The 24273-nt window shown below is 70.6% G+C and carries 25 protein-coding genes; 15 read left to right on the forward strand and 10 right to left on the reverse strand.

From position 1 onward, the window contains the following. Nucleotides 1-127 precede the first annotated feature (127 nt). Nucleotides 128-733, forward strand: coding sequence for a GTP cyclohydrolase I FolE (folE, locus tag ABT115_RS12285; RefSeq protein WP_351787398.1), 606 nt, complete (start codon nucleotides 128-130; stop codon nucleotides 731-733). 45 nt (nucleotides 734-778) lie between these two features. Here the strand turns inward: folE and ABT115_RS12290 are convergent, their stop codons facing one another. The 6 genes from ABT115_RS12290 to ABT115_RS12315 all read right to left on the reverse strand — a co-directional run bounded on the left by ABT115_RS12290 (nucleotide 779) and on the right by ABT115_RS12315 (nucleotide 5702). Next, nucleotides 779-1261, reverse strand: a complete 483-nt coding sequence (locus tag ABT115_RS12290) for a DUF3180 domain-containing protein (protein WP_351787400.1) — start codon at nucleotides 1259-1261, stop codon at nucleotides 779-781. 67 nt (nucleotides 1262-1328) lie between these two features. Continuing rightward, on the reverse strand, nucleotides 1329-1940 hold the full coding sequence (folK, locus tag ABT115_RS12295; RefSeq protein WP_351787403.1) for a 2-amino-4-hydroxy-6-hydroxymethyldihydropteridine diphosphokinase: 612 nt from the start codon (nucleotides 1938-1940) through the stop codon (nucleotides 1329-1331). After that, nucleotides 1937-2296 (reverse strand): dihydroneopterin aldolase, encoded by a 360-nt coding sequence (folB, locus tag ABT115_RS12300; RefSeq protein ID WP_351787405.1) that lies wholly within the window; start codon nucleotides 2294-2296, stop codon nucleotides 1937-1939. The genes folK and folB overlap by 4 nt, the downstream gene beginning before the upstream one ends. 193 nt (nucleotides 2297-2489) lie before the next feature. Beyond that, nucleotides 2490-2972, reverse strand: coding sequence for a nuclear transport factor 2 family protein (locus ABT115_RS12305; protein ID WP_351787408.1), 483 nt, complete (start codon nucleotides 2970-2972; stop codon nucleotides 2490-2492). Then, nucleotides 2969-3829 carry a dihydropteroate synthase gene (gene folP, locus ABT115_RS12310; RefSeq protein ID WP_502969078.1) on the reverse strand — a complete coding sequence of 287 codons (861 nt, stop codon included), beginning with the start codon at nucleotides 3827-3829 and terminating at the stop codon, nucleotides 2969-2971. The genes ABT115_RS12305 and folP overlap by 4 nt, the downstream gene beginning before the upstream one ends. A 31-nt stretch (nucleotides 3830-3860) precedes the next feature. Further along, complete coding sequence (locus ABT115_RS12315; RefSeq protein WP_351787411.1) at nucleotides 3861-5702, reverse strand: phosphatidylglycerol lysyltransferase domain-containing protein; 1842 nt, start codon at nucleotides 5700-5702, stop codon at nucleotides 3861-3863. Between the two features lie 138 nt (nucleotides 5703-5840). On the opposite strand from ABT115_RS12315, the gene ABT115_RS12320 reads away from it, so the two are divergent. Continuing rightward, nucleotides 5841-6962 (forward strand): alpha/beta hydrolase, encoded by a 1122-nt coding sequence (locus ABT115_RS12320; RefSeq protein WP_351787414.1) that lies wholly within the window; start codon nucleotides 5841-5843, stop codon nucleotides 6960-6962. Between the two features lie 49 nt (nucleotides 6963-7011). Here ABT115_RS12320 and ABT115_RS12325 read toward each other — a convergent pair whose 3' ends face one another. Further along, entirely contained in the window at nucleotides 7012-8199 is a 1188-nt protein-coding gene (locus ABT115_RS12325) for an ABC transporter ATP-binding protein (RefSeq protein WP_351787417.1), read from the reverse strand. Between the two features lie 128 nt (nucleotides 8200-8327). On the opposite strand from ABT115_RS12325, the gene ABT115_RS12330 reads away from it, so the two are divergent. The 4 genes from ABT115_RS12330 to ABT115_RS12345 all read left to right on the forward strand — a co-directional run bounded on the left by ABT115_RS12330 (nucleotide 8328) and on the right by ABT115_RS12345 (nucleotide 11896). After that, nucleotides 8328-9044 (forward strand): ABC transporter permease, encoded by a 717-nt coding sequence (locus tag ABT115_RS12330; protein ID WP_351787420.1) that lies wholly within the window; start codon nucleotides 8328-8330, stop codon nucleotides 9042-9044. A gap of 3 nt (nucleotides 9045-9047) precedes the next feature. Then, the gene (locus tag ABT115_RS12335; RefSeq protein WP_351787423.1) at nucleotides 9048-9722 is read left to right on the forward strand and encodes an ABC transporter permease; all 675 of its coding nucleotides are present in this window, start codon (nucleotides 9048-9050) and stop codon (nucleotides 9720-9722) included. A 100-nt stretch (nucleotides 9723-9822) separates the two neighbouring features. Then, on the forward strand, nucleotides 9823-10800 hold the full coding sequence (locus ABT115_RS12340; protein WP_351787426.1) for an ABC transporter substrate-binding protein: 978 nt from the start codon (nucleotides 9823-9825) through the stop codon (nucleotides 10798-10800). Between the two features lie 85 nt (nucleotides 10801-10885). Continuing rightward, nucleotides 10886-11896 (forward strand): hypothetical protein, encoded by a 1011-nt coding sequence (locus ABT115_RS12345; RefSeq protein WP_351787429.1) that lies wholly within the window; start codon nucleotides 10886-10888, stop codon nucleotides 11894-11896. A gap of 32 nt (nucleotides 11897-11928) precedes the next feature. Here the strand turns inward: ABT115_RS12345 and ABT115_RS12350 are convergent, their stop codons facing one another. Both ABT115_RS12350 and ABT115_RS12355 read right to left on the reverse strand, forming a co-directional pair. After that, nucleotides 11929-13071: an NADH-quinone oxidoreductase subunit D gene (locus tag ABT115_RS12350; RefSeq protein WP_351787432.1), complete on the reverse strand. Its 1143-nt coding sequence runs from the start codon at nucleotides 13069-13071 to the stop codon at nucleotides 11929-11931. A gap of 43 nt (nucleotides 13072-13114) precedes the next feature. Further along, entirely contained in the window at nucleotides 13115-14128 is a 1014-nt protein-coding gene (locus ABT115_RS12355) for an SAM-dependent methyltransferase (protein WP_351787435.1), read from the reverse strand. Between the two features lie 96 nt (nucleotides 14129-14224). Between ABT115_RS12355 and ABT115_RS12360 the strand changes: the two genes are divergently transcribed. After that, on the forward strand, nucleotides 14225-15433 hold the full coding sequence (locus tag ABT115_RS12360; RefSeq protein WP_351787438.1) for a sensor histidine kinase: 1209 nt from the start codon (nucleotides 14225-14227) through the stop codon (nucleotides 15431-15433). 49 nt (nucleotides 15434-15482) lie between these two features. Beyond that, the gene (locus ABT115_RS12365; RefSeq protein ID WP_351787441.1) at nucleotides 15483-16157 is read left to right on the forward strand and encodes a response regulator; all 675 of its coding nucleotides are present in this window, start codon (nucleotides 15483-15485) and stop codon (nucleotides 16155-16157) included. Between the two features lie 90 nt (nucleotides 16158-16247). On the opposite strand, the gene ABT115_RS12370 is transcribed toward ABT115_RS12365, so the two are convergent. Next, nucleotides 16248-17360 (reverse strand): DUF5937 family protein, encoded by a 1113-nt coding sequence (locus tag ABT115_RS12370; RefSeq protein WP_351787551.1) that lies wholly within the window; start codon nucleotides 17358-17360, stop codon nucleotides 16248-16250. A 105-nt stretch (nucleotides 17361-17465) separates the two neighbouring features. On the opposite strand from ABT115_RS12370, the gene ABT115_RS12375 reads away from it, so the two are divergent. From ABT115_RS12375 to ABT115_RS12405, 7 genes are all read left to right on the forward strand, one after another. Further along, nucleotides 17466-17636: a hypothetical protein gene (locus ABT115_RS12375; protein WP_351787443.1), complete on the forward strand. Its 171-nt coding sequence runs from the start codon at nucleotides 17466-17468 to the stop codon at nucleotides 17634-17636. Between the two features lie 229 nt (nucleotides 17637-17865). After that, on the forward strand, nucleotides 17866-18816 hold the full coding sequence (locus tag ABT115_RS12380) for a Rossmann-like and DUF2520 domain-containing protein (RefSeq protein ID WP_351787446.1): 951 nt from the start codon (nucleotides 17866-17868) through the stop codon (nucleotides 18814-18816). Further along, complete coding sequence (gene panC, locus ABT115_RS12385) at nucleotides 18813-19901, forward strand: pantoate--beta-alanine ligase (RefSeq protein ID WP_502969079.1); 1089 nt, start codon at nucleotides 18813-18815, stop codon at nucleotides 19899-19901. Before ABT115_RS12380 ends, panC begins: the two co-directional genes overlap by 4 nt. Then, complete coding sequence (locus tag ABT115_RS12390) at nucleotides 19898-21649, forward strand: L-aspartate oxidase (protein ID WP_351787449.1); 1752 nt, start codon at nucleotides 19898-19900, stop codon at nucleotides 21647-21649. The genes panC and ABT115_RS12390 overlap by 4 nt, the downstream gene beginning before the upstream one ends. Further along, on the forward strand, nucleotides 21646-22689 hold the full coding sequence (gene nadC, locus ABT115_RS12395; protein WP_351787451.1) for a carboxylating nicotinate-nucleotide diphosphorylase: 1044 nt from the start codon (nucleotides 21646-21648) through the stop codon (nucleotides 22687-22689). The genes ABT115_RS12390 and nadC overlap by 4 nt, the downstream gene beginning before the upstream one ends. Further along, entirely contained in the window at nucleotides 22689-23486 is a 798-nt protein-coding gene (locus ABT115_RS12400) for a type III pantothenate kinase (protein ID WP_114245204.1), read from the forward strand. The genes nadC and ABT115_RS12400 overlap by 1 nt, the downstream gene beginning before the upstream one ends. 138 nt (nucleotides 23487-23624) lie before the next feature. Next, nucleotides 23625-24203, forward strand: a complete 579-nt coding sequence (locus tag ABT115_RS12405) for a hypothetical protein (RefSeq protein ID WP_351787454.1) — start codon at nucleotides 23625-23627, stop codon at nucleotides 24201-24203. The last annotated feature ends 70 nt before the right edge of the window (nucleotides 24204-24273 follow it).

The raw sequence follows: 24273 nt of genomic DNA on the forward strand, positions 1-24273 counted from the left end.
ACGGGGCCGCACCGGGCCCGGAATGGATGCCGCGCCCTCGCAGGTTCTAGCCTGTGGGGGCGCGGCTTTTTCGTACGCCCGTGCGGAGGTATGTGCGGGTGATAGCTCAGAGGAAAACGAGGCACAGATGACCGACCCGGTGACGTCGGACGGCCAGGGTCCGATCGGTGAGTTCGACGAGAAGCGGGCAGAGGCCGCTGTGCGCGAACTCCTCCTCGCCGTGGGCGAGGACCCGGACCGTGAGGGACTGCGCGAGACGCCGGGGCGGGTGGCACGGGCGTACAAGGAAATATTCGCGGGCCTCTACCAGGAGCCCGAGGACGTCTTGACGACCACGTTCGACCTCGGCCACGACGAGATGGTGCTGGTCAAGGACATCGAGGTGTTCAGCACCTGTGAACACCACCTGGTGCCGTTCCGGGGCGTCGCGCATGTCGGGTACATCCCGGCCACCAGCGGCAAGATCACCGGTCTGTCGAAGCTGGCCCGCCTCGTCGATGTCTACGCCCGGCGCCCGCAGGTCCAGGAGCGGCTCACCACGCAGATCGCCGATTCGCTCATGGAGATCCTGGAACCGCGCGGGGTCGTCGTCGTCGTCGAGTGCGAGCACATGTGCATGTCGATGCGCGGCATCCGCAAGCCGGGTGCGAAGACGCTGACCTCGGCGGTACGCGGCCAGCTCCGCGAACCCGCGACGCGTGCCGAGGCCATGAGCCTGATCATGGCGAGCTGACGACCTCAGCTCCGGAGCGGCTGTGAGGGGAGAGCTCGGTGACCGCTATGCGGCCGCCGAGCTCTTGTCGTTGTCCTCGTCCTCCGGGAGCTTGCAGATGCGCTCCAGCCAGAGGGCCGCGGCGACCACCGCGATGCCGGCCAGGACCGCCAAGCCCGCGTAGATCGCCTGATCGCGGCGGGCCGGAATGTCGAGGGAGCCGAGCAGGAAGACGCCCGTGCCGCCGTACATCCCGGAGACCAGGGAGACGACCAGCGCGCTGGCCTGGCCGAACACGACTGCACGGGCCGCCATCAGTGGCTCGACACCCTTGGCTCCCGGTCGGCGCTCACGCTGGGCGCGCAGCCGGGAACGGATGGACAGGGCCGTCGCGAGCAGAATGGCGGCGATCACCGCGAGCACGATCGGCGCGGCGAGAGGAACGCTCGGCAGGCTGCCCAAGGAGTCCCAGAGGCGGGCACCGCCCCAGGAGAGCACCCCGGCCGCGGCGAAGAGGCCGACCAGTACCCCGAGCCGTAGTTGCTTCACCGAGTGATCCGCCCTTCGCCGCCAGTGGTGAGTGTCGCCAGTGGTCCGTTTCCGTTGAGCCTAACGACTACTCGGGCAGACGGAGTTCCAGATCGGCCCGGGGCAGTACGCCCTCACGGCCGGTACCGGCCAGCAGCTCCGCGACGGGGCCGACGCCGGGCAGCTGGGCCTCGGGGTCGATGTCGTGCCACGGGGCGAGCACGAAGGCGCGCTCATGGGCCCGGGGGTGGGGGAGGGTGAGCGCCGGGTCGTCGGAGACGACATCCGCGTACGCCACGATGTCGACGTCGATGGTGCGCGGGCCCCAGCGCTCCTCACGGACCCGGTCGAAGGCCTCTTCGATGGCCTGGCCGCGCTCCAGGAGGGAGGACGGAGGGAGCGTCGTCTTCACGACGATCAGCGCGTTGAAGTACGAGGGCTGGGAGCCGGGAGCGACGCCCCAGGGCTCCGTCTCGTACACCGGCGAGACCGCTTTGACCCGCAGACCGGGGGTGTCTTCCAGGGCGTCTATGGCGCCCTGGAGGGTCTCCAGGCGGTTGCCGAGATTGGAGCCCAGGGAGATCACGGCGCGTTTGGGGTTGGAGAGGGTGATGTCGGCGGCGTCCACCTGCTCGACCACGGAGGCGGGAACCGGCTGTACGGTCGGGTCGCTCTGCCCCTCGGCAGAAAATGCAGTCATATTCGGCTCCGGGTGATGGTGATGGTCACATCGTCGAAGGGGACGGTGATCGGCGCATCCGGCTTGTGCACCACCACCTCCACCTCCTCGACTCCTTCGTGCTTGAGGCACTTCTGCGCGATGCGCTCCGCGAGCGTTTCGATCAGATCCACCGGTTCCCCCTGCACCACCTCGACGACTTCCTCCGCGACGATGCCGTAGTGCACGGTCTTCGTCAGGTCGTCGGCGGCTGCCGCTGGGCGGGTGTCGAGGCCGAGCACCAGGTCCACGATGAACGTCTGGCCCTCTTCCCGTTCCCGCGGGAAGACGCCATGGTGTCCACGGGCCTTGAGGCCGCGCAGCGCGACACGATCCACGCGAATCACTCCTGACTGTCGTTGGGCGTAGAGACACGGGGCCGCGTGCGGACGGCTGGGTGCTCTTCTTCGAATCTACCTGCGAGCACTGACAGGGCTCGCCCGAGGGGCTATGGACACGGCCTTGCGGGGCCGGTAGCCGCTTTTACCCGCAGTCCCGGATTTTGAACCCCCCGTCGGGCGGATGCTTCGGTCAGGAGGAGGTGTCCTCGTCCTCGTCTTCACCGGATTCGGTGAGGACGGGCGAGCCGTGGTGGGACCAGAGCTTCCAGCCGTCCGGCGTGCGCCGGAACACATTGGTGGCCACGACGAGTTGGCCGACCAGCGGCCCGAGCGCGTTGCCGTCCTCCGCGGGGCCGCCGCTGAGGATGTTCTCCGTACAGGTCACCAAGGCAGTGTCGCCGGTCATCGAGACCCCGACATCGGTCAGGAAGAACTGGATGTACTCGGTGTTCGCCATGATCAGGGCGTAACTGCGCAACACCTCACCGCGGCCGGTGAGCACCGGCCAGCCGGGGTGGACGCAGGAGACGGTGAGGTCCTCGCCCGGCAGCCAGAGCCCGGAGAGCTCGTCGAGGTCGCCGCGCTCCATCGCCTCGTAGAAGGCGGTGTTGGCCTGCTCGACGGCCGCGATGTCGGCGGCCGCCTCCGCGTGCTCGTCGCGGGGCCCGCTCACGCGGCTCCCTCGACGGCGCGCGCGACCCGTACGGCATCGGCCGTGGCCCGTACCTCGTGGACCCGGACGGCCCAGGCACCGGCGCGGGCGGAGAGCGCGGAGACCGCCGCAGTGGCGGCGTCGCGTTCGCGGGCGGGCGGCGGTGCGGCGCCCTCGCCGGCCAGCACATGGCCGAGGAAGCGCTTGCGGGAGGCGGCGACCAACAGCGGGCGGCCCAGGGCACCCAGTTCGTCGAGGTGGGCGACCAGCGAGAGGTCGTGGCCGGCGTCCTTGGCGAAGCCGAGACCGGGGTCGATCACGATCCGTTCCGGGGCGACGCCGCTGGCGACCACGGCGTCCATCCGCTCCCGCAGCTCCGCGACGACCTCGGCGACGACGTCCTCGTACACCGCCCGGCTGTTCATGGACTCGCTGAAGCCACGCCAGTGCATCACGACGAACGGCGCGCCGGCCGCGGCGACGACCCCGACCATGTCCGGGTCGGCGAGGCCACCGCTCACATCGTTGACCAGGGCGGCTCCGGCCGCGAGCGACTCCTCGGCGACACGGGCCCGCATGGTGTCCACGGAGACCGTGACCCCTTCGGACGCCAGGCCCTTGACCACCGGAACCACGCGCCGCAACTCCTCCGACGCGTCCACCCGGCTGGCGCCGGGGCGGGTCGACTCGCCGCCGACATCGATCAGGTCGGCGCCCTCGGCGACCAGGTCGAGGCCGTGTTTGACCGCGGCCGTGGTGTCGAACCAGCGGCCGCCGTCGGAGAAGGAGTCCGGAGTCACATTGACGACACCCATGACCGCGCAGCGGTCCCATTCCGGCAGACCTTGGACCGTGCCTCGTCCACGCAACGTACTCATGCGACCAGCGTAGGCCCCGTACAGCGTGCTGTTACGCCGCGCGGGCGTGGTGCTCCTGCCCCGGCGCCCGGGTGTGGGCGCAGGGGCGCGGCAGACGGGCCGGGAATCGGCGGGCGAAGGGGCGGGGCAGCGCGAGGCTCACGAAACCCTCGGCCTGCATGGCCGCGAGGGAGATGCGGGGCAGATCACGGGCGGTGCGGTAGACGACGAAACGAGGCTCCCAGCGAGGCCGGAACTTGGCGTTGAACTTGTACAGCGACTCGATCTGGAACCAGCGCGACAGAAAGATCAGCAGTCCGCGCCAGATCCGCAGCACCGGTCCCGCGCCCAGCTTCTCGCCGCGGGCGAGAGCCGAGCGGAACATCGCGAAGTTCAGCGAGACGCGCTCGACGGAGAGCCGGGATGAGGCCTGCAGGGCGGCGACGATCAGCAGCTCGTTCATGCCCGGGTCGGCGGCGCGGTCGCGGCGCATCAGATCGAGCGACATGCCGTCCCTGCCCCACGGGACGAAGTGGATCACAGCCTTCAGATCGCCGTACGGGGAGTCGGCGGTGTGCTCGTCGGCCTTGTGGGCGGTGGCGATGATGCAGTCCCCGTCGGCTGGGTCGCCCATCCGGCCGAGCGCCATGGAGAAGCCGCGCTCGTTGTCGGTGCCGCGCCAGTCGGCGGCGGCGCGCCGGATCCGGGTCAGCTCGGCCTCGCCGATGTCGCGGGCACGCCGGACCCGGGTCTCGTAGCCGAGACGTTCAATGCGCTTCACCATCTGGCGTACGTTGCGCATCGCACGCCCGGCGAGCGAGAAATCCGCGACATCCACCACCGCCTCGTCGCCGAGTTCCAGTGCGTCGAGTCCGGTCTCGCGGGTCCAGACCTCGCCGCCGGTCTCGCTGCAGCCCATTACGGCAGGGGTCCAGGAGTGGGCCTTGGCCTCGTCCATGAAGCGCTCGATGGCGCCTGGCCAGGCCTCCACGTCGCCTACCGGGTCGCCGCTCGCCAGCATCACCCCGGACACGACGCGGTAGCAGACGGCGGCCTTGCCACTGGGGGAGAAAACGACGCCCTTGTCGCGGCGGAGCGCGAAGTGGCCGAGCGAGTCGCGGCCGCCGTGCTTCTCCAGCAGGGCGCGCAGCCGGGCCTCGTCGTCCTGGGTGAGGCGGGCGGCCGGGTGCTCGGGGCGGAAGGCGAGGTAGATGGTGGTGACGGCGGTCAGCAGACCGAGGGCGCCGAGCGAGTACGCCACGGTCCAGGAGGTGACTTCGGCGTACTCGACGGGGCCCTCGAAGCCGAACAGCCCGTACAGCACGTGCTGGAGTCGGTCGGCGATGCTGGGGCTCCCCACGACCCGGCCGGGGTGGACGCTGACGATGATCAGGCCCAGGCCCAGTGAACCCGCACCGAGGAGAACGAAGTTGGCCAGGGCCCGCCAGCGGCTCCTGGGGTCCGGAAGTGCGGCGAATTCACCGCGGTGGCGGACCAGCAGCAGGCAGAGCGCCAGTGAGACGAGCGTGCCGGTGACCGAGTGCCGGTAGACCAACTGTGCCAGCGCACCGGCCGGCAGCAGTACGACGGCCGCCCGCCAGGCCCGCCGCTTGCGCCGCTTGAGGCCGTGGGCGAGGAGCAGCAGCAGGACGCCTGCGCTCAGCGAGAGGGCTGCGGTGAACGGCCCGAGGGCGCCGGGGAGCACCTCGGCGAGAGTGTGCATCCGGCTGTGCCGGAAGCGGGGAAAGACGCCCGCAGCGATATCGATCAGGCCGACGGCGGTGCAGGCGGTACCGACCAGCGCCGGTACGGATTCGGGGCGCGGGCCGCGTACGAATTTGCGTACAGGCTTCGGAACCGATCCTGATTTATCCCCATCTAGCGTGACAGACATCGCTTCCCGTGGTTCCGCGAGAGATTCTTGAGTCCTTCGGCCGAGGCCCTTTGGACGATGTGCGATCTGTAGGACGAGGCTTCCGGGGCGAGGGTTCATCCGCCGACCGGAATTTTCCAGACAAGAAAGCTCACCCCCATGGGTCTTACCAGCAGGACATTTCTGGCCCTGGCCATCATGCTGGCCGTGGTGTTCTTCGCGGCCACGGTCTGGCTCTGGCCGCGGTTGGCCCGGCGCAGTGTTTCCGCGGTGTTCGGCAGGGTCGGACTGCTGCTGGCGACTCAGGTGACGGTCTTCGTCTCCGTCGCTCTGGTGGCCAACAACTCGTTCCTTTTCTACGGCTCCTGGGCCGATCTGTTCGGCCAGAAGCAGGATCTGGGCGTGGTCACGGACCACGCGGCCGGAACGCAGGCATCCAAGAACATCGTGCAGGTCGGGATAGAACGGCCTGACGTGCCGGGTGGTGCGCGGCCCACGATCGGCGGCCGGATCGACAAGGTCGTGATCGCGGGGCGGAAGTCGAAGATCGAGAGTTCGGCGTATGTGTATCTGCCGCCGGAGTATTTCCAGCCGGCGTTCGCCCGCCGGAAATTCCCCGCGGTCGTCGTCCTCACCGGCTACCCGGGCGTCTCGGAGAATCTTCTGAAGGGTCTTCAGTACCCGCGAACGGCACACGAACGGGTGAGGGCCGGCCGGGCGCAGCCGATGATCCTGGTGATGCTCCGACCGACGGTTGCGCCGCCGCGGGACACCGAGTGCGTGGACATCAAGGACGGACCGCAGACCGAGACCTTCTTCGCCGAGGATCTGCCGCGGGCGGTCTCGGATGCGTACCGGGTCGGCAAGTCGGCCCGTAACTGGGGAATCATGGGTAATTCGACCGGCGGCTACTGTGCGCTGAAGATCGGGTTCCACCACCCGGACCGATTTGCCGCGAGCGCCGGGCTCTCCGCGTACTACAAGGCGGCCGAGGACCCGACGACCGGCGACCTCTTCCACGGCGACCAGGGGGCGCGTGACCGCTCCGATCTGATGTGGAGCCTGGACAATCTGCCGCAGCCCGACTCGTCCTTCCTCGTCACGACCTCCAAGCAAGGCGAGGGGAACTACCGCGCCACGCGGCAGTTCATCGCCAAGGTGAAGCCGCCCGCCCAGGTCTCGTCGATCGTGCTCGAAAGCGGCGGGCACAACTTCAACACCTGGCGACGGGAGATCCCTTCGGCGCTGGACTGGATGAGCAGCCGACTCAGCGAGAACTAGTGCTGCGACCGGCACTAAGCTCAGGGGCGGCGGCGTCCCGGCTCCCGGCTCACAGTGCGGCTGTCCTGGTGACGCTCTCCACCGTCTCGACAGCCACGTCGGCACGCGGGACGTCCTGGGCGTCCGCGTCGATCGAGCGGCGCAATGCCTCATGGAGCCGGGCCGGGGTGAGCACGCCGAGGAAGCGTCCGTTGCTCTCCCTGTCGATGACGGCGATCCAGCCCGCGTCGTGCTGGAGCATGGTGGCGAACGCCTGCTTGAGCGGGGCGCCGACGGGCAGCCACGCCTCCATCCTGCGGGCGTGGGCGCGCACCGTGCCCTTGGTCCCGGTGGTGAAGCCGTCGGCGGCGATCCAGCCGTGCAGATTGTGCTCGCCGTCCAGCACGACGGCCCAGCGCGCCCCTTCGGCCCTCAGCCGCTCGGTCGCCCTCGCCAGGGAGTCGTCGAGGTGGACGACCGGCGGATGGTCGAGGTCACCCTCCTCGATGGGGGTCACGGAGAGTCGCTTGAGGCCGCGGTCGGCACCGACGAAGTCCGCGACATAGGGGGTGGAGGGGGCGCCGAGCACGGTCGCCGGGGAGTCGAACTGCTCGATGGAACCCTGCCCGTAGACGGCGATACGGTCACCGAGCCGGACCGCTTCCTCGATGTCGTGCGTGACGAACAGCACGGTTTTACGGACCTGCGCCTGGAGCTTCAGGAATTCGTTCTGCAGCCGTTCCCGTACGACCGGGTCGACGGCGCCGAAGGGTTCGTCCATCAGCAGCACAGGGGGATCGGCGGCCAGCGCCCGTGCCACGCCGACGCGTTGACGCTGACCGCCGGAGAGCTGTTCCGGATAGCGGTCGCCATAGACGGAAGGATCGAGTCCGACAAGGTCGAGGAGTTCCGCCGCGCGCTCACGGCCCTTTCCCCGTTTCCAGCCGAGGAGATGAGGAACGGTCGCGGTGTTTTCCAGGACTGTACGGTGCGGGAAGAGCCCCACCTGCTGGATCACATAGCCGATACGGCGGCGCAGCTGGACGGGGTCGATGGCGGATATGTCGTCCCCGTCGAGGAATATCCGGCCCTCGGTCGGTTCGATCAACCGGTTCACCATCTTCATGGTGGTCGTCTTGCCGCAGCCCGACGGTCCGACGAGCGTGACCAGTTCACCCTCGGCGACCTCGAAGGAAAGGTCGTCGACGGCGGTGGTGCCATCCGCGTACCGCTTGGTGACATGCTCGAAACGGATCATGGCTCCCCATTGTCGCGCGTGTTCTGTGAAGGACATGTTGCTGGAATACGCAGGCCTCGGTGATTGTCAGTGGTCGAGGATAGGGTCACCAGAACATCGGTACGAGGCGGTATTCGGAGGGGGGACGGATGGCTGCCGCAGAGAACTGCATGGTGACGAACGACTGGATCTGCGGGGAGTATCTCCGGTCCCGTAGCCAGGAGTTGACCGATGCGACGTTCCAACACATCTGGATCACCGCGGTCTCGGTGCTGATCGGACTCCTGGTGGCCTTTCCGCTGGCGCTGCTCGCCCGCCGCAACCGCCGCTTCACCGGACCGGTCCTCGGGCTGACGACGGTGCTCTACACCGTGCCTTCGCTCGCCATGTTCTCGCTGCTGCTGCCGCTGTTCGGACTTTCCGCGGCACTGGTCGTCACCGGCCTGGTGCTGTATTCGCTGACCATTCTCGTACGGAACATCCTGGCGGGCCTCGAAGCGGTCCCGCAGGAAGCGAAGGAAGCCGCGAAGGGAATGGGGTACGGGCCGCTCCGGCTGCTGTGGGAAGTCGAACTGCCCCTTGCCACGCCCGCGTTGTTGGCCGGGGTGCGGATCGCGACGGTCTCGACCATCGCGCTGACGACGGTCGGATCGATCATCGGCAGGGGCGGCCTCGGCAACCTCATAGGGGATGCTCTGCCCAGCTTCTTCAAGGCCCAGGTGCTCACTGCCTCGGTCCTGTGCGTACTGCTTGCGGTTGTCGCTGATCTGCTGCTGCTGGGCCTCCAGCGGCTGCTGACCCCCTGGACCCGAATACGCGCCACTCACGCGGGTGCCGGTGCGGGCGCCATGGCAAAGGCGGTCTGAGCCATGGGAGTTCTCGGCGAGGCCTGGACCTGGCTCACCACCGGCGCCAACTGGTCGGGGGAGAGCGGGGTGGCCCACCGGCTCGGCGAGCATCTGTACGTCAGCGGCGTCGCGCTCCTCCTGGCCTGCGCCACAGCCCTGCCGATCGCGCTGTACCTCGGGCATATCGGGAAGGGGGGCGCGCTGGCCGTCAACATCTCCAATGTGGGGCGGGCGATCCCGGTCTTCGCGGTGCTGGCCCTGTTCATGGTCTCGCCGCTGCGCGACGCCGGATATCTGCCGACGATCATCGCGCTGGTGCTGTTCGCCGTGCCGCCACTGCTCACCAACGCCTATGTCGGGATGACAGAGGTCGACCGGTCGGTGGCCGAGGCGGCACGGGGCATGGGAATGTCCGGGGGCCAGCTCTTCGTGCGGGTCGAACTCCCGCTGGCCTACCCGATGATCATGACCGGGCTGCGCTCGGCCGCGGTCCAGGTGGTCGCCACGGCGACGATCGCCGCAATGGTCGGCCAGGGCGGTCTCGGCCGGATCATCACCGCCGGGTTCAACACGTACAACACGCCGCAGGTGGTCGCGGGAGCGCTGCTGGTCGCCGTGCTCGCCCTGCTGGTGGAGGCGGTGCTGGTGGGCCTGGACCGGATGCTGTCACCGCTGCGCCGCCGCAGGACGGCATGACGGTGCGGCGCGACCGCGCGTCGGGCCCACGCCGGCACAGCCCCTCGATCCCCGGATCCCATTTCGGACAGACCCTGTTGCTGCGGACGGAGAACAACTCATGAGCAAAACCTCGCGAATAGCGGGCGCGGTCATCGGCATGGTCGCGCTGACCGGCTCGCTCGCCGCCTGTGGTGGCGACAGCCTGGAGAAGGACAAGGGGGGCTCGGCATCATCCGGCGGCTCCGGCGAGAAGGGGTCGCTCGTCGTCGGCGCAGCCTCCTTCACCGAGTCCAAGGTGCTCGCGGAGCTGTACGCGCAGATCCTGGGTGACGCCGGATACAGCACCTCGGTCACCACGGTGGCCAACCGGGAACTGTACGAACCGTCCCTGGAGAAGGGCGAGATCGATGTCGTCCCCGAATATGCCGCGACGCTCGCCGAATTCCTCAATGCCAAGGTGAACGGGGCGAAGGAGGCCGAGAAGAAGCCGGTCGCCTCCGGTGACGCGGCCACCACGGTCGCGGCGCTGGAGAAGCTGGCCACCCCGCGTGGGCTGAAGGTGCTCCCGGGTGGCGGTGCCGTCGACCAGAACGCCTTCGCGGTGACCAGGGAATTCGCCACCGAGAACAAGCTCAAGACGCTTTCGGATCTCGGCAGGTCAAAGGCCGAAGTGAAGATCGCGGCGGGTGACGAGTGCGAAGTGCGGCCGTTCTGCGCACCGGGCCTGAAGAAGACGTACGGCATCAATGTCACCGGTGTCGACCCCAAGGGAGTCGGTACGCCACAGTCCAAGCAGGCGGTCAAGGACGGCAAGGACCAACTGGTCCTCACCACCACCACGGACGCGGTGCTGGACAGTTACGGCCTGGTGTTCCTGGAGGACGACAAGAAGCTCCAGAACGCGGACAACGTTCTGCCGGTCGTCAATGCCAAGGACGCGGGTTCCCAGGGCATTGCCGACGCACTCGGCAAGCTCACCAAGGCCCTTACGACCGAGGATCTGGCGGAACTGAACCGCAAGGTCGACGCCGAGCGTGCAAAGCCCGCCGACGCGGCGAAGGAGTATCTGCAGTCGAAGGGCCTCATCAAGAAGTAAAGATTGGGGGCTGCCAGGTAACCGGCCGGGAACAGATTGGCGGGCGGCCCCCCAAGCGGCCCGTACACACGGTAAATTTCAGGCCATGCCACGTGGACGTCATCGCCATTCGCCACCTCTGCACAGAATTCTTCCGCCTTCGGCCGTCGCCGGAGTCTCGATCCTCTGTGCCGCGGGCGCCTGGCTGCTCGCCGAGCCCCTGGTCCTGCGCGGTCTGGTGGCCGCCGCGGCGGCCGCTGCCGTGACCGGTGCGTGTCTGATGCGCAGCTGGGACCGGGAAGCGGGCCGTCGTGTCGCGGAGCTGACGCGTGCTCGCGCCGGCGACGAATTGCGGGCCGAGGAGCGCATGGCCGAACTCGAGGCCGACCTGGAGGAGTCGCGGGAGATGCGCGTACGGCTGGAGACCAAGCTGCGCCGTAAGCGCGTGGAGCTCGCCGGTCTGCGCGGGGAGCACGCCGCGCTGCTGCGGCGGTACGCCAACGCCGAGACCGAGCGGGCCAGTGCGCTGGAGGGCCGCAGGCAGCTCGCGCTCGAAGCCGCCGCGCCCCGGGAGCTGCCTGCCGCACGCAGTACGCCGACACCGTCTGCCTATCTGCGTGCCGCCCAGGCGCTGGAGGACCTCTCACGCAACGGGGCACTCCAGGAGGCGCGCCGTACCGCCGAGCAGGCCAGGAATCGGGATCTCGCGGAGCGGGCCCGGGAGGCGGAGGAGCGGCAGGGGAAGCACGCGGCGGCCGCGGACGAGTCCGGGGCGCAGCACCTTTGCCCGCCGATCGTCCTTCCCGCGGCCCGGACGTCCGCCGCGCTGCCTGCGGCGCGCACCGTGCCGGCCGCCAGCGCCGTCGCCCCGTACGCTGCGTCCCGCCGTCATCCGGTGCCGCAGGGCAGCTTCGACTTCTTCGGTACGCAGAAGACGCGCGCCGCGATCGAGTCCGCGCAGAACGAGGATCTCGCGGACGTGGTGGGCGAGGAGGCGCTGGCCGCGCACCGCACCGGCACGGCCGGGAACGGGACCGCTGGCAAGGTCATCGACCTGACCGCGCACGACGAGACCGAGCAGCTGGACGTGGCGGAGCTGCGGAGCGCGATCTCGTAGGCACGCAGGCGCTGCGCGGGTCGGCTGCCGGCCTACTTGTCGATGTCGCCGACGACGAAGAAGAGCGAGCCCAGGACCGCCACCATGTCGGCGACCAGCGTGCCCGGCAGCAGCTCGGTGAGCGCCTGGATGTTGTTGTACGAGGCGGAGCGGAGCTTCAGCCGGTACGGGGTCTTCTCGCCCTTGGACACCAGGTAGTAGCCGTTGATGCCGAGCGGGTTCTCGGTCCAGGCGTAGGTGTGGCCCTCGGGGGCCTTCAGCACCTTGGGCAGCCGCTGGTTGATCGGGCCGGGCGCGAGGCCGGCCAACCGGTCCAGGCAGGCGTCCGCCAGATCCAGGGCGTTGTGCGTCTGTTCCAGCAGGCACTCGAATCGGGCCAGGCAGTCGCCCTCGGTGCGGGTGACGACCTTGAGGGTGTCCTGGAGCTGCCCGTACGCGAGATACGGCTCGTCGCGCCGCAGATCGAAGTCGACCCCCGAGGCGCGGGCGATCGGCCCGGACACCCCGTACGCGTGGACGGTCCCGGCGGACAGCACACCCACACCGCGGGTGCGGCCCCGGAAGATCTCGTTGCCGAGCACCAGGTCGTCGTACACGTCCATCCGGGACCGGACCGAGGCGACGGCGTCCCGGGCGCGGCCGAGCCAGCCCGCGGGAAGGTCCTCCTTGAGGCCGCCGACCCGGTTGAACATGTAGTGCATCCGGCCACCGGAGACCTCCTCCATCACGGCCTGCAGCTCCTCACGCTCGCGGAACGCGTAGAACACCGGAGTGATCCCGCCGAGTTCGAGCGGGTACGAACCGAGGAACATCAGATGGTTCAGGACCCGGTTCAGCTCGGCCAGCAGGGTACGTGTCCAGACCGCGCGCTCCGGGACCTCCATGCCGAGCATGCGTTCGACGGCCATCACGACGCCCAGCTCGTTGGAGAACGCCGACAGCCAGTCGTGGCGGTTGGCGAGCATCACGATCTGCCGGTAGTCGCGGGCCTCGAACAGCTTCTCCGCGCCGCGGTGCATGTAGCCGATGACCGGTTCGGCGTGCTGGATGCGTTCGCCGTCGAGGACGATGCGCAGACGGAGCACGCCGTGGGTGGAGGGGTGCTGGGGGCCGATGTTGAGCACCATGTCGGTGCTCTCCGCTGCGCCGCCGATGCCGACTGTCGTCTCCGTCATACGGCCAGTATTCCCTGAGCGCATGGGGCTCCGCGCCTCAGTCTCAGCTCAGAGGCCGTCGGAACCGGTTCTCCGGCCCGCGCCGTTGCATCAGCCAGCCGAAGTCGCCCAGGCCGCCCTGGGCCATCAGTTCCGCTGCCTCGCCCGCCGAGGCGAGGGCCCGTACGTATCCGGCGGGATCGGTCGACGCCAGGGTCAGTGGTGGGCGCTCCCCGTTGATGCCGAGGCGGCGCAGCGCCTCGCGCTGCGTCAGCACCTCGGGCGGTGCGCCGACCCCGGTGTCCACCGCCGCCGCGCACGCGTCCAGCGCCACGTGCGAGGTGAGGTCGCAGCTGCCGTCCGGCACCGGCCGCACCTCGCGGCCGGACCGGAAGCCGGTCAGGGTGCCGAAGGGGGGCCGTGCCTCCCGTACGTGGGCGTAGTCCACCGCCACCGCGAGCCCCTCGGACAGCGTGGACACCGCCCGTGCCCAGGCCTCGTCGCGCGGGCGGCCGATCTCCGCGCGGCTGCCCGGTCCGGCCGACGGCCACCAGCGGCGCAGCCACTCGGCGTCGGCCCCGGTCACCGGCTCCCCCAGCCGTTCCGTACCGTCCGCCGTCCGTACGAGGACATACCGTTCCACGCCGTCCGCGTCGGTCTCGGCGACGTCGGCCGGGACGTTGTCCAGCCACTCATTGGCGAACAACAGGCCGTGCGTCCCCGGCGGCGGTTCGGCGCACCACTCGATCCCGGGGTCCAGACCGGCCGGGCGAGCGGCGATCTCCACGGCGTACGCCCGTACGGCGAGACCCTCGGCGCCCACGGCAGGCAGCGCCGCCAGTACCCCTGTCAGTAGTTCGCCCCGTCCCGCCCCCAGGTCCACCAGGTCGACAGATTCGGTGCCCAGCTCCCGTGCCGTTTTGACCAGCAGCCGAGCGACGGCGGAGGCGAACAGCGCGGATGCGTGGACGGAGGTACGGAAGTGGCCCGCCGGCCCTTCGGGGCTCCGGTAGAACCCCCCGACTCCGTACAAAGCGGTCTCTGTCGCCTCCTGCCAGCCACGCCACTCATCGGTCACGATTCCAAGTCTCCACCTTGGGGAGTACGGTCCCAGCAGCTGGATCGGCCCTTCGGCTGACCCATGCACCTGCCGCCTGTCCCTACGCTGGGTCGCGTGCAGCGCCTCTACGACTTCATCCGCAGACACCCGACGGGCGTCGACAGCTTCTGGGCTGTCTTCCTCCTCGGGCTCTCCGGCATGTCGATGGTGACTGACCACGCCCAGCGGACCGGCACGGAGCGCATCGCCGCAGCACCGATCGTCATCGGCCTCTGCTGTGTCGTCGCGCTGCGCCGACGAGCACCCGAGAAGATGCTGCTGCTCGCCGTGGCGCTGGGCGTCGCACAACTCGTGTTCGGTGTCGGACCGAACGTCGCGAACTTCGCCATGCTGATGATCACCTTCACCGTGGCCACCGTCGGGGCGCGCTGGGCGTCCCGGCTCGCACTGATCTGCAGCCTGAGCGCGGCCGGTCTCTCCCAACTGCGCTGGCCGCAGGACGTACCGGAGAACAGCTGGCCCCAGCAGATTTTCGTGGTCATGGTGATGACCGTGCCGTTCGTGCTCGCCTGGGTGCTCGGCGACTCGATGCGGACCCGGCGCGCCTACTTCAGCCAGTTGGAGGAGCGCGCGGCCCGGCTGGAGCGGGAGCGCGAGGCGCAGTCGAAGGTCGCGGTGGCCGCCGAGCGGGCCCGTATCGCCCGCGAACTCCACGATGTCGTCGCGCACAACGTCTCGGTGATGGTGGTGCAGGCCGACGGTGCGGCGTACGTCATGGACGCGGCGCCCGACCAGGCCCGGCAGGCCCTGGAGACCATCTCCAGCACCGGCAGGCAGGCTCTCGCCGAGATGCGGCGGCTGCTCGGGGTGCTGCGGACCGGTGACACCAGGGAGAGCGGGGAGTACGTCCCGCAGCCCGACGTCGAGCAGATCGAAGACCTCATCGAGCAGGTCAGGCAGACCGGGCTGGCAGTGGACTTCAAGGTCGAGGGCACCCCGCGCCCGCTGCCCAGCGGGGTCGAGCTGACCGCGTACCGCATCGTGCAGGAGGCCCTGACCAACACCCGCAAGCACGGCGGCCCGGACGCCGGGGCCAGTGTGCGGCTGGTCTACTTCGACGACGGGCTCGGGCTGCTGGTCGAGGACGACGGGCGGGGTGTGGCGCACGAGCTGTACGAGGACGGCGGCGCCGACGGCGCGGGCCACGGAATGATCGGTATGCGCGAGCGGGTCGGCATGGTCGGCGGCACGCTGGACGCCGGGCCGCGGCCCGGCGGCGGGTTCCGGATCAGCGCACTGCTGCCGCTCAAGCCGGCCGACTAGAGCGTGTTTTTTCGGAATTTTGCCGGACAGACAGGAGACAGGACACCTCATGGCAATCCGCGTGATGCTCGTCGACGATCAGGTGCTGCTGCGCACCGGCTTCCGGATGGTGCTCGCCGCCCAGCCGGACATGGAGGTCGTGGCCGAGGCCGGCGACGGCGCGGAGGCGATCGAGATCCTGCGCGCCACCCCCGTCGATGTGGTGCTGATGGATGTCCGGATGCCGAGGCTGGACGGGGTCGAGGCCACCCGTCGCATCTGTGCGCAGCCGGATGCGCCCAGGGTGCTCATCCTGACCACGTTCGACCTCGACGAGTACGCCTTCTCCGGGCTGAAGGCCGGGGCCAGCGGCTTCATGCTCAAGGATGTGCCGCCCGCCGAACTGCTGGCCGCGATCCGCTCCGTGCACAGCGGCGACGCCGTCGTCGCCCCGTCCACCACCCGTCGGCTGCTCGACCGCTTCTCACCGTTGCTGCCGAGCGGCAACAGCGAACCGCAGCACAAGGGCACCGGCAAGCTCACCGAACGCGAACGCGAAGTGATGCTGCTGGTCGCGCAGGGCCTGTCGAACGGCGAGATCGCGGCCCGCCTGGTGCTCTCCGAGGCGACCGTGAAGACGCACGTGGGCCGCATCCTCACCAAGCTGAGCCTGCGCGACCGGGTGCAGGTCGTCGTCCTCGCGTACGAGACGGGGCTGGTCCGGGCCGGCGGCGGGGCGGGCTGACACCAAGACAGCGCGCTGCGGCACTGGGTGCGGCGTGCCCGGACCGGACGGGGATCAAGCACGTCCGCTCGGAGGCCACCCGACAGCCGCTCAGCGCAGGATGCCCCCCAGGAAGTCGCTGCCGAGCCGTGCCACCACGGTCAGGTCCAGCTGGTGCAGCACGTACCGGCCGCGCCGCCGGGTGGTGACCAGGCCCGCCTTCTTCAGCACCGTGAGATGCCGGGAGACCTCGGGCGCCGTGATGTTGTGCGAATCGGCGAGTTCGCCGGTCGTGAAAGCGGAACGGGCGAGGTGTCGGCACAGACGCATCCGCATCGGGTGGGCCAGCGCCTCCATCCGCAGCTGGAGCAGCTCCACGGAGGCGGGGGAGGGCAGCTCGGGGTGGTGCACCGGGTAGTGGATCACCGGGCGCCAGCCCGGCGCGTGCAGCAGATTCAGGTGCGGCCAGCCGAAGGCGGACGGGATGAGGGTGAGCCCGGGGCCGGCGGCCGGGTCGGCCGCGTTGGTCCGGCCCTCGAGCAGCTTGTCAGCGCTGATCCGGATTCCGGCCTCGTCGAGCGACAGTGCCGTGGACACCGCGCCTATCGCCTCGCCGAGCCCCTTGCGGCGCAGCAGATCCGTCTTGTGCCGGGCGTCGGCGACCAGCTGGACGTGTACCCGCCTCCAGGTGTCGGCGAAGAATGCCTGGTCGCAGTCTTCGAAGAGGCGCCGGATCCAGCGGCGTACGGAGGCGGGGTCGGCCAGCAGCTGCTTGGTGAACTCCACCTGCTGGGGGCCGCGCGTCGCCGCCAGGTCCAGGGCGCGGGCACGCATCGTCGCGTTGCTGAGCGGGGAGGGCGCGCCCTTTGCGTACAGCCTGGAGCAGGTGAACTCCAGGGCGGCGGCGGCGAACCGCTCGTCGTCCAGCCGGTCGAGGATGTCCAGGTCCTCGGCGAGATTCGCCCCCGTCCTGCCGTTGCCGCCACGGACTCCGGCGAACGGCAGGAAGACGTCCGAGAACGTGTTGCGCCACAGGAAGTCGGCCTCGTGCAGCCGGTCGGCGAGATCGGGCTCCAGCGCGCTGGCGGTCGCCGTAGCCCAGCCGTGCAGGCCCGGGTGGTGCCCCGGCTCGGAGAGGGCGTGCAGGGCCAGCCCCAGCTCGGCGAGGGGGGAGGGCTCGAAAATGATGCGCTCGGGCGCCAGCCCCGCGATATCGATGTGCACGCTCACCCCTCCATGGTGCGGGGTGAGCGCAGAAGGCCACGCGCCGTTTGACGGTGATCGTCAATCGACGGGCCGGACGAGCCGGGAGAGGCCCACGCTGAGGCCATGGACGCCATTCAGCAGCACATGATCGACAGCCATCGCGCAGCTCAGCACGGGGAACTGCAGCCGCCACTGCCGGGCCGGTACGACTGGTCCGTGCTGCGGGCCATCCGTGATCACTGCCGCCGCACGTGGTCCGCCCGGCCCGGCGATTCCAGCCCGTCCGGCGCCTGAGGGCGGAAGACTCGGCGAAGGACGATCATTACGCAGAGCGCAGCTCGCATTACGCAGAGCGCAGCTCGGGCCCGCACAACTTCCGGCCTCACCTGGGCCCGGGGCCATGCCCCCGCCCATACTTTTCCCACAGGCTGTGGACAGCCAGGAACTCGGACGAAACGCTGGCGTAGCATGCAGAGAAATCGTCCGGTACCCCCCGCGGACTGGAACGGAAGGCCATCGCCGCGTGAATGAAACAACCCCCAAGGAGCCCCTCGACGCGAGGGACCGCCCCGCCCGCCTCACAGTCGGCGTCGTGGGCGCGGGCCGCGTCGGCCCCGCTCTCGCCGCGTCCCTGCAGCTCGCCGGGCACCGGCCGGTAGCCGTGTCGGGCGTCTCCGACGCGTCCGTGCGCAGGGCTGCCGCGCTGCTTCCCGACGTGCCGCTGGTGCCGCCCGCCGAGGTCCTCGCGCGTGCCGAGCTGGTGCTGCTGACCGTCCCCGACGACGCCCTGCCCGGCCTGGTCGAGGGTCTCGCCGAGACCGGCGCGGTGCGGCCGGGACAGCTGATCGTCCACACGTCGGGGCGGTACGGAACGAAGGTGCTGGACCCGGCTCTGCGGGGCGGTGCCCTGCCGCTCGCCCTGCACCCGGCGATGACGTTCACCGGCACCTCCGTCGACGTCCAGCGGCTGGCCGGCTGCTCCTTCGGCGTGACCGCCCCCGAGGAGCTGAGGCTCGCGGCCGAGGCGCTGGTCATCGAGATGGGCGGCGAGCCCGAATGGATCGCGGAGGAGTCCCGCCCGCTCTACCACGCGGCGCTCGCCCTCGGCGCGAACCACCTGGTCACCCTGGTCGCCCAGTCGATGGAGCTGTTGCGTACGGCCGGGGTCGCCGCCCCCGACCGGATGCTCGGCCCCCTCCTCGGCGCCGCGCTCGACAACGCCCTGCGCTCCGGCGATGCCGCGCTGACCGGCCCCGTGGCCCGCGGCGACGCGGGTACGGTCGCCGCGCACATCGGCGAGCTGCAAAGGCACGCTCCGCAGGCCGTGGCCGGCTATGTCGCGATGGCCCGCGCCACCGCCGACCGCGCACTCGCCCACGGCATGCTCAAGCCGGAACTGGCCGAGGACCTGCTCGGAGTCCTGGCCGACGGCCCCGGCACCACGGGCGGCACCGGATCACAGGAGCCCCGATGACAAACAGGACCGGCATGCCCGCCATGCCCGGCACCACCCACACGCCCGGCGCGCCCCACCCCGCCGCCCCACCCGGCACCGCCCCCGCGGCCACCCTTCTCTGTACGGCCGCCGAACTCGCCGCGTTCGCTCCCCTCAAGGGGCAGCGCGCCGTCGTCATGACCATGGGCGCCCTGCACGAGGGCCACGCCACCCTGATCCGTACCGCCCGCGCGGCCGCGGGCCCGGACGGCCAGGTCGTCGTCACCGTCTTCGTCAACCCGCTGCAGTTCGGCGAGGCCGCCGACCTGGAGCGCTACCCCCGTACCCTCGAAGCCGATCTCGCCGTCGCGGGCGCCGCCGGGGCGGACGCGGTCTTCGCGCCCTCCGTCGACGAGGTCTACCCCGGCGGCGAACCGCAGGTCAGGATTTCCGCGGGCCCGATGGGCGAGCGGCTCGAAGGGGCCTTTCGCCCCGGGCACTTCGACGGGATGCTGACCGTCGTCGCCAAGATGCTGCACCTCACCCGCCCCGATACCGCGTTCTTCGGGCAGAAGGACGCCCAGCAGTTGGCGCTGATCCGCCGCATGGTGCGCGATCTGAACTTCCCAGTGGAGATCGTCGGCGTGGAGACGGTCCGCGAACCGGACGGCCTCGCGCTCTCCAGCCGCAACCGCTTCCTGGACGCCGAGGAACGGCACACCGCCCTCGCCCTGTCCCGGGCCCTGTTCGCGGCGCGCGACCGGCTCGCCGCCCAGCAGGCGCTGCACGCCCGCGCGCAGACCACCGCGGCGAGCACCGGCAGGGCCGCCGCGCTCACCGCGCTCGGCGAGACCCGCGCGGCCGCCGACACCCAGGCAGTGGCGCTGGCCCGCCCCGTGGACGGACCCGCGGCCGTACGCGTCGCCGCGCAGCTGATCCTTGACGACGCGGCCGCCGAACAGCCGCCGCTGGCCCTGGACTACCTCGCGCTCGTGGACCCGGCGGACTTCACCGAGATCCCCGACGACTGCTCCACCGGTGACGCGCTCCTCGCCATCGCCGCGAAGGTCGGCAAGACCCGCCTCATCGACAACATCCCGCTGACCTTCGGAGCCACCACGTGACCGGAATACGGCTGACCGCCCCGGCCCCCGGCTGGTCCATCGACGCCGACGTCGTGGTGGTCGGCTCCGGCGTGGCCGGTCTCACCACCGCGCTGCGCTGCGCAGCCGCGGGCCTCGCCACCGTCGTCGTCACCAAGGCCCGCCTCGACGACGGCTCCACCCGCTGGGCGCAGGGTGGCATCGCGGCGGCCCTCGGCGACGGCGACACCCCCGGGCAGCATCTGGACGACACCCTGGTCGCGGGCGCGGGCCTGTGCGACGAGGACGCGGTACGGACCCTGGTCACCGAGGGCCCCGACGCCGTACGTCGGCTGATCGAGACCGGCGCCCACTTCGACACCACGGACAGCGGCGACATAGCGCTGACCCGCGAGGGCGGCCACCACCGCCGCCGTATCGCCCACGCGGGCGGTGACGCGACGGGCGCCGAGATCTCCCGCGCCCTGGTCGAAGCGGTCCGCGAAGCCGCCCTGCACACCGTTGAGAACGCACTGGTCCTGGATCTCCTGACCGATGCCGAAGGCCGTACCGCGGGCGTCACCCTGCACGTCATGGGCGAGGGCCAGCACGACGGCGTCGGTGCGGTCCGCGCCCCCGCGGTGGTTCTCGCCACCGGCGGCATGGGCCAGGTCTTCTCCGCCACCACCAACCCGGCGGTATCCACCGGCGACGGCGTGGCGCTGGCGCTGCGGGCCGGTGCGGAGGTCTCCGACCTCGAATTCGTCCAGTTCCACCCGACGGTCCTCTTCCTCGGCGCCGGCTCCGAGGGGCAGCAGCCCCTGGTGTCCGAGGCGGTACGGGGCGAGGGCGCCCATCTCGTCGACGCGTCCGGTACGCGCTTCATGGCCGGGCAGCACGAACTGGCGGAACTGGCCCCGCGCGACATCGTCGCCAAGGCCATCACGCGCCAGATGCAGCTGCACGGCACCGAGCACATGTATCTCGACGCCCGCCACTTCGGCGCCGAGATGTGGGAACAGCGCTTCCCCACCATCCTGGCGGCCTGCCGCGCCAACGGCATCGATCCGATCACCGAACCCGTCCCGGTCGCCCCCGCCGCGCACTATGCCTCCGGCGGCATCCGCACCGACCTGCGGGGACGCACGACCGTGCCCGGTCTGTACGCCTGCGGCGAGGTCGCCTGCACCGGCGTGCACGGCGCGAACCGGCTGGCGTCCAACTCCCTCCTGGAGGGCCTCGTCTTCGCCGAGCGCATCGCGGCGGACATCGTCGAGGACCGGCCCAGCGCGGGCGCCGCGACAGTCGGCACCCTTCCCGCCCCCTCGCCGCTGCTCGCCCCCGAGGCACGCGGCACGATCCAGCGGATCATGACCAGGGGAGCCGGAGTCCTCCGTTCCGCCGAGAGCCTGGCCGCCGCCGCCGAGGAGCTGGAGGCCCTGCACAACAGCGCTGCCGGGGCCGCCGGGGCCGCCGCCGGGGCCAAGGCCGCGGTACCCGGCGTCGAGGCATGGGAGGCCACCAACCTGCTTCTCGTCTCGCGCGTCCTGGTCGCCGCCGCCTGCCTGCGCGAGGAGACCCGTGGCTGTCACTGGCGCGAGGACCGGCCCGAGCCGGACGACGAGAACTGGCGCCGCCACCTCGTCGTCCGGCTCACCCCGGAGCGTGAACTGGTCCTCCGTCGGACGGAGACCGAGGCATTCGGGCCCGTACGCCCGACGCAGGCACCAGACTGCGCAGCAGCACCACTGATTCACCCCGCCGACGTCACCGAGGAGCCGTCACCGTGAGCACGTCCGAAGAGAATCCGCCCCCCACACCTGTGGACGTACCGCTGATCCAGATCGGTGCGCCCGCACCGTCCGCGGGCGGCTGCGGGGACGGCTGCGGCTGCGGCGGGGACGAGCTCTACGAGCCGGGCCCCCTGGAGTGCGGCCTCGACCCCGGTCTCGCCCAGCTCCTCGCCGACGCGGGCCTGGACCCGGTCCTGGTCGAGGACATCGCGCACGTCGCCATCAAGGAGGACCTTGACGGCGGTGCCGACGTCACCACGGTTGCGACCGTGGCCGAGGACGCGGTGACCACCGGAGACTTCATCGCCCGTGAGGCGGGCGTCGTGGCCGGTCTACGCGTCGCCGAGGCCGTCCTGTCCGTCGTCTGCACGGACGAGTTCGAGGTGGAGCGACATGTCGAGGACGGCGACCGCGTCGCCCCCGGCCAGAAGCTGCTGACCGTCACCACCCGCACCCGCGACCTGCTCACCGGCGAGCGCAGCGCGCTCAACCTGCTGTGCAGGCTCTCCGGCATCGCGACCGCCACCCGCGCCTGGGCCGATGTGCTCGAAGGCACGAAGGCCAAGGTCCGCGACACCCGCAAGACCACCCCGGGCCTGCGTGCCATGGAGAAGTACGCGGTGCGCTGCGGCGGCGGCGTCAACCACCGCATGTCGCTGTCGGACGCGGCGCTGGTCAAGGACAACCACGTCGTCGCGGCGGGCGGCGTGGCCGAGGCCTTCAAGCGGGTACGGGACGAGTTCCCGGACGTACCGATCGAGGTCGAGGTCGACACCCTGCAACAGGTCCGCGAGGTCCTCGGCGCGGGCGCCGACCTGATCCTGCTGGACAACTTCACGCCGCTGCAGACGGCCGAGGCAGTCGCCCTGGTAGGCGGCCGCGCGGTCCTGGAGTCCTCCGGCCGGCTCTCGCTCGACACCGCACGCGCCTACGCGGAAGCGGGCGTCGACTACCTGGCGGTCGGCGCGCTCACCCACTCCTCGCCGATCCTCGACATCGGCCTGGACTTCCGCGACACCGACGGGGCCGGCCTCTGATGCTGCTCACCATCGACGTCGGCAACACTCACACCGTCCTCGGCCTGTTCGACGGTGAGGAGATCGTCGAGCACTGGCGGATCTCCACTGACGCCCGCCGCACCGCGGACGAGCTCGCGGTGCTGCTCCAGGGCCTGATGGGCATGCACCCGCTGCTCGGCGAGGAGCTGGGCGACGGCATCGAGGGCATCGCGATCTGCTCCACGGTCCCGGCCGTCCTGCACGAGCTGCGCGAGGTGACCCGCCGCTACTACGGCGACGTCCCCGCGGTCCTTGTCGAGCCGGGCATCAAGACCGGGGTGCCGATCCTGATGGACAACCCGAAGGAGGTCGGCGCGGACCGCATCATCAACGCGGTGGCCGCCGTCGACCTGTACGGCGGTCCGGCGATCGTCGTCGACTTCGGCACTGCCACCACTTTCGACGCGGTCTCCGCCCGCGGCGAGTACACCGGCGGTGTCATCGCCCCCGGCATCGAGATCTCGGTCGAGGCACTGGGCGTCAAGGGCGCCCAGCTACGCAAGATCGAGCTGGCCCGGCCGCGCAGCGTGATCGGCAAGAACACCGTCGAGGCGATGCAGTCGGGCATCATCTACGGCTTCGCGGGCCAGGTCGACGGTGTCGTCGCGCGGATGAAGAAGGAGTTGGCGGCCGACCCCGACGACGTCACCGTCATCGCGACGGGCGGCCTTGCGCCGATGGTGTTGGGCGAGTCCTCCGTCATCGACGAGCACGAGCCCTGGCTCACCCTCATCGGCCTGCGTCTGGTGTACGAGCGGAACGTGTCCCGGATGTAGCGGATGCGGGGCGGCACCTGTGGTGAGGTTCGGCGGCACGGGGACCGCCGACGCGCCGCCGACTGCCAGTTAAGCCGATTTTGTCCATTTAGCACGTATTGTCGCGTTATGCCCACGCCTTACGGATCACGCGGCGGCATGGCTTTCAGCGCGGACGAGCTGCGTGTGCTCCGACGCGCCCTCGCCATCGCCCTTCACCCCATGCCCCTGCCCGACGAGGAAGTCCAGGACTGCCTGCGACTGGCGGGCGCCGTGGACGAGGCGGTCGGCGAGGCGGGACGGCTGCGCGCGTTCCTCCTCGCCGACCTCGTCCGCTACCGCAACGCCCTCCCCGGCTCCGTCAGCGGCTATCTGGAGCTGCTCCAGGACGCCCTGGCGGGCGGATACGCCCCCTGTCCCGATGACCTCGCCGCGCTGCGCGCCCTGCGCCACAAGCCGGTGGCCGCAGCGCTCCTGGAGCGCTGCCAGGCGCTCGCGGAGCGGTCGGCACGGGCCCGCCTCGCCGGACGTGCCATGCCGCCGACAGCCCCCGCACCACGCAGCCGGCTCCTCGCCCTGCCTGGCGGCCGGGCCGCTGACGCCGAACCCGAGCGGCCGAAGACCCCGGCGGCCCCGTCCCGGCCGGTCCCGCCATCCGGGCGCCCGGCGCCGAAGCCCTCGGAGGTCTTCCCGCCCCGCCGCCCGGTCCCGCCGCCACAGCAGCGGGCCGCGGGCTAGCCGCAGGCTAAGGGCTGTCCCGTCGCGCCCGCCAGGGAATTGCGGGACAGCCGTTAGTGCCGCAACGCGG

It is taken from the genome of Streptomyces sp. NPDC001832, assembly GCF_040297265.1.
Classification (GTDB): domain Bacteria; phylum Actinomycetota; class Actinomycetes; order Streptomycetales; family Streptomycetaceae; genus Streptomyces.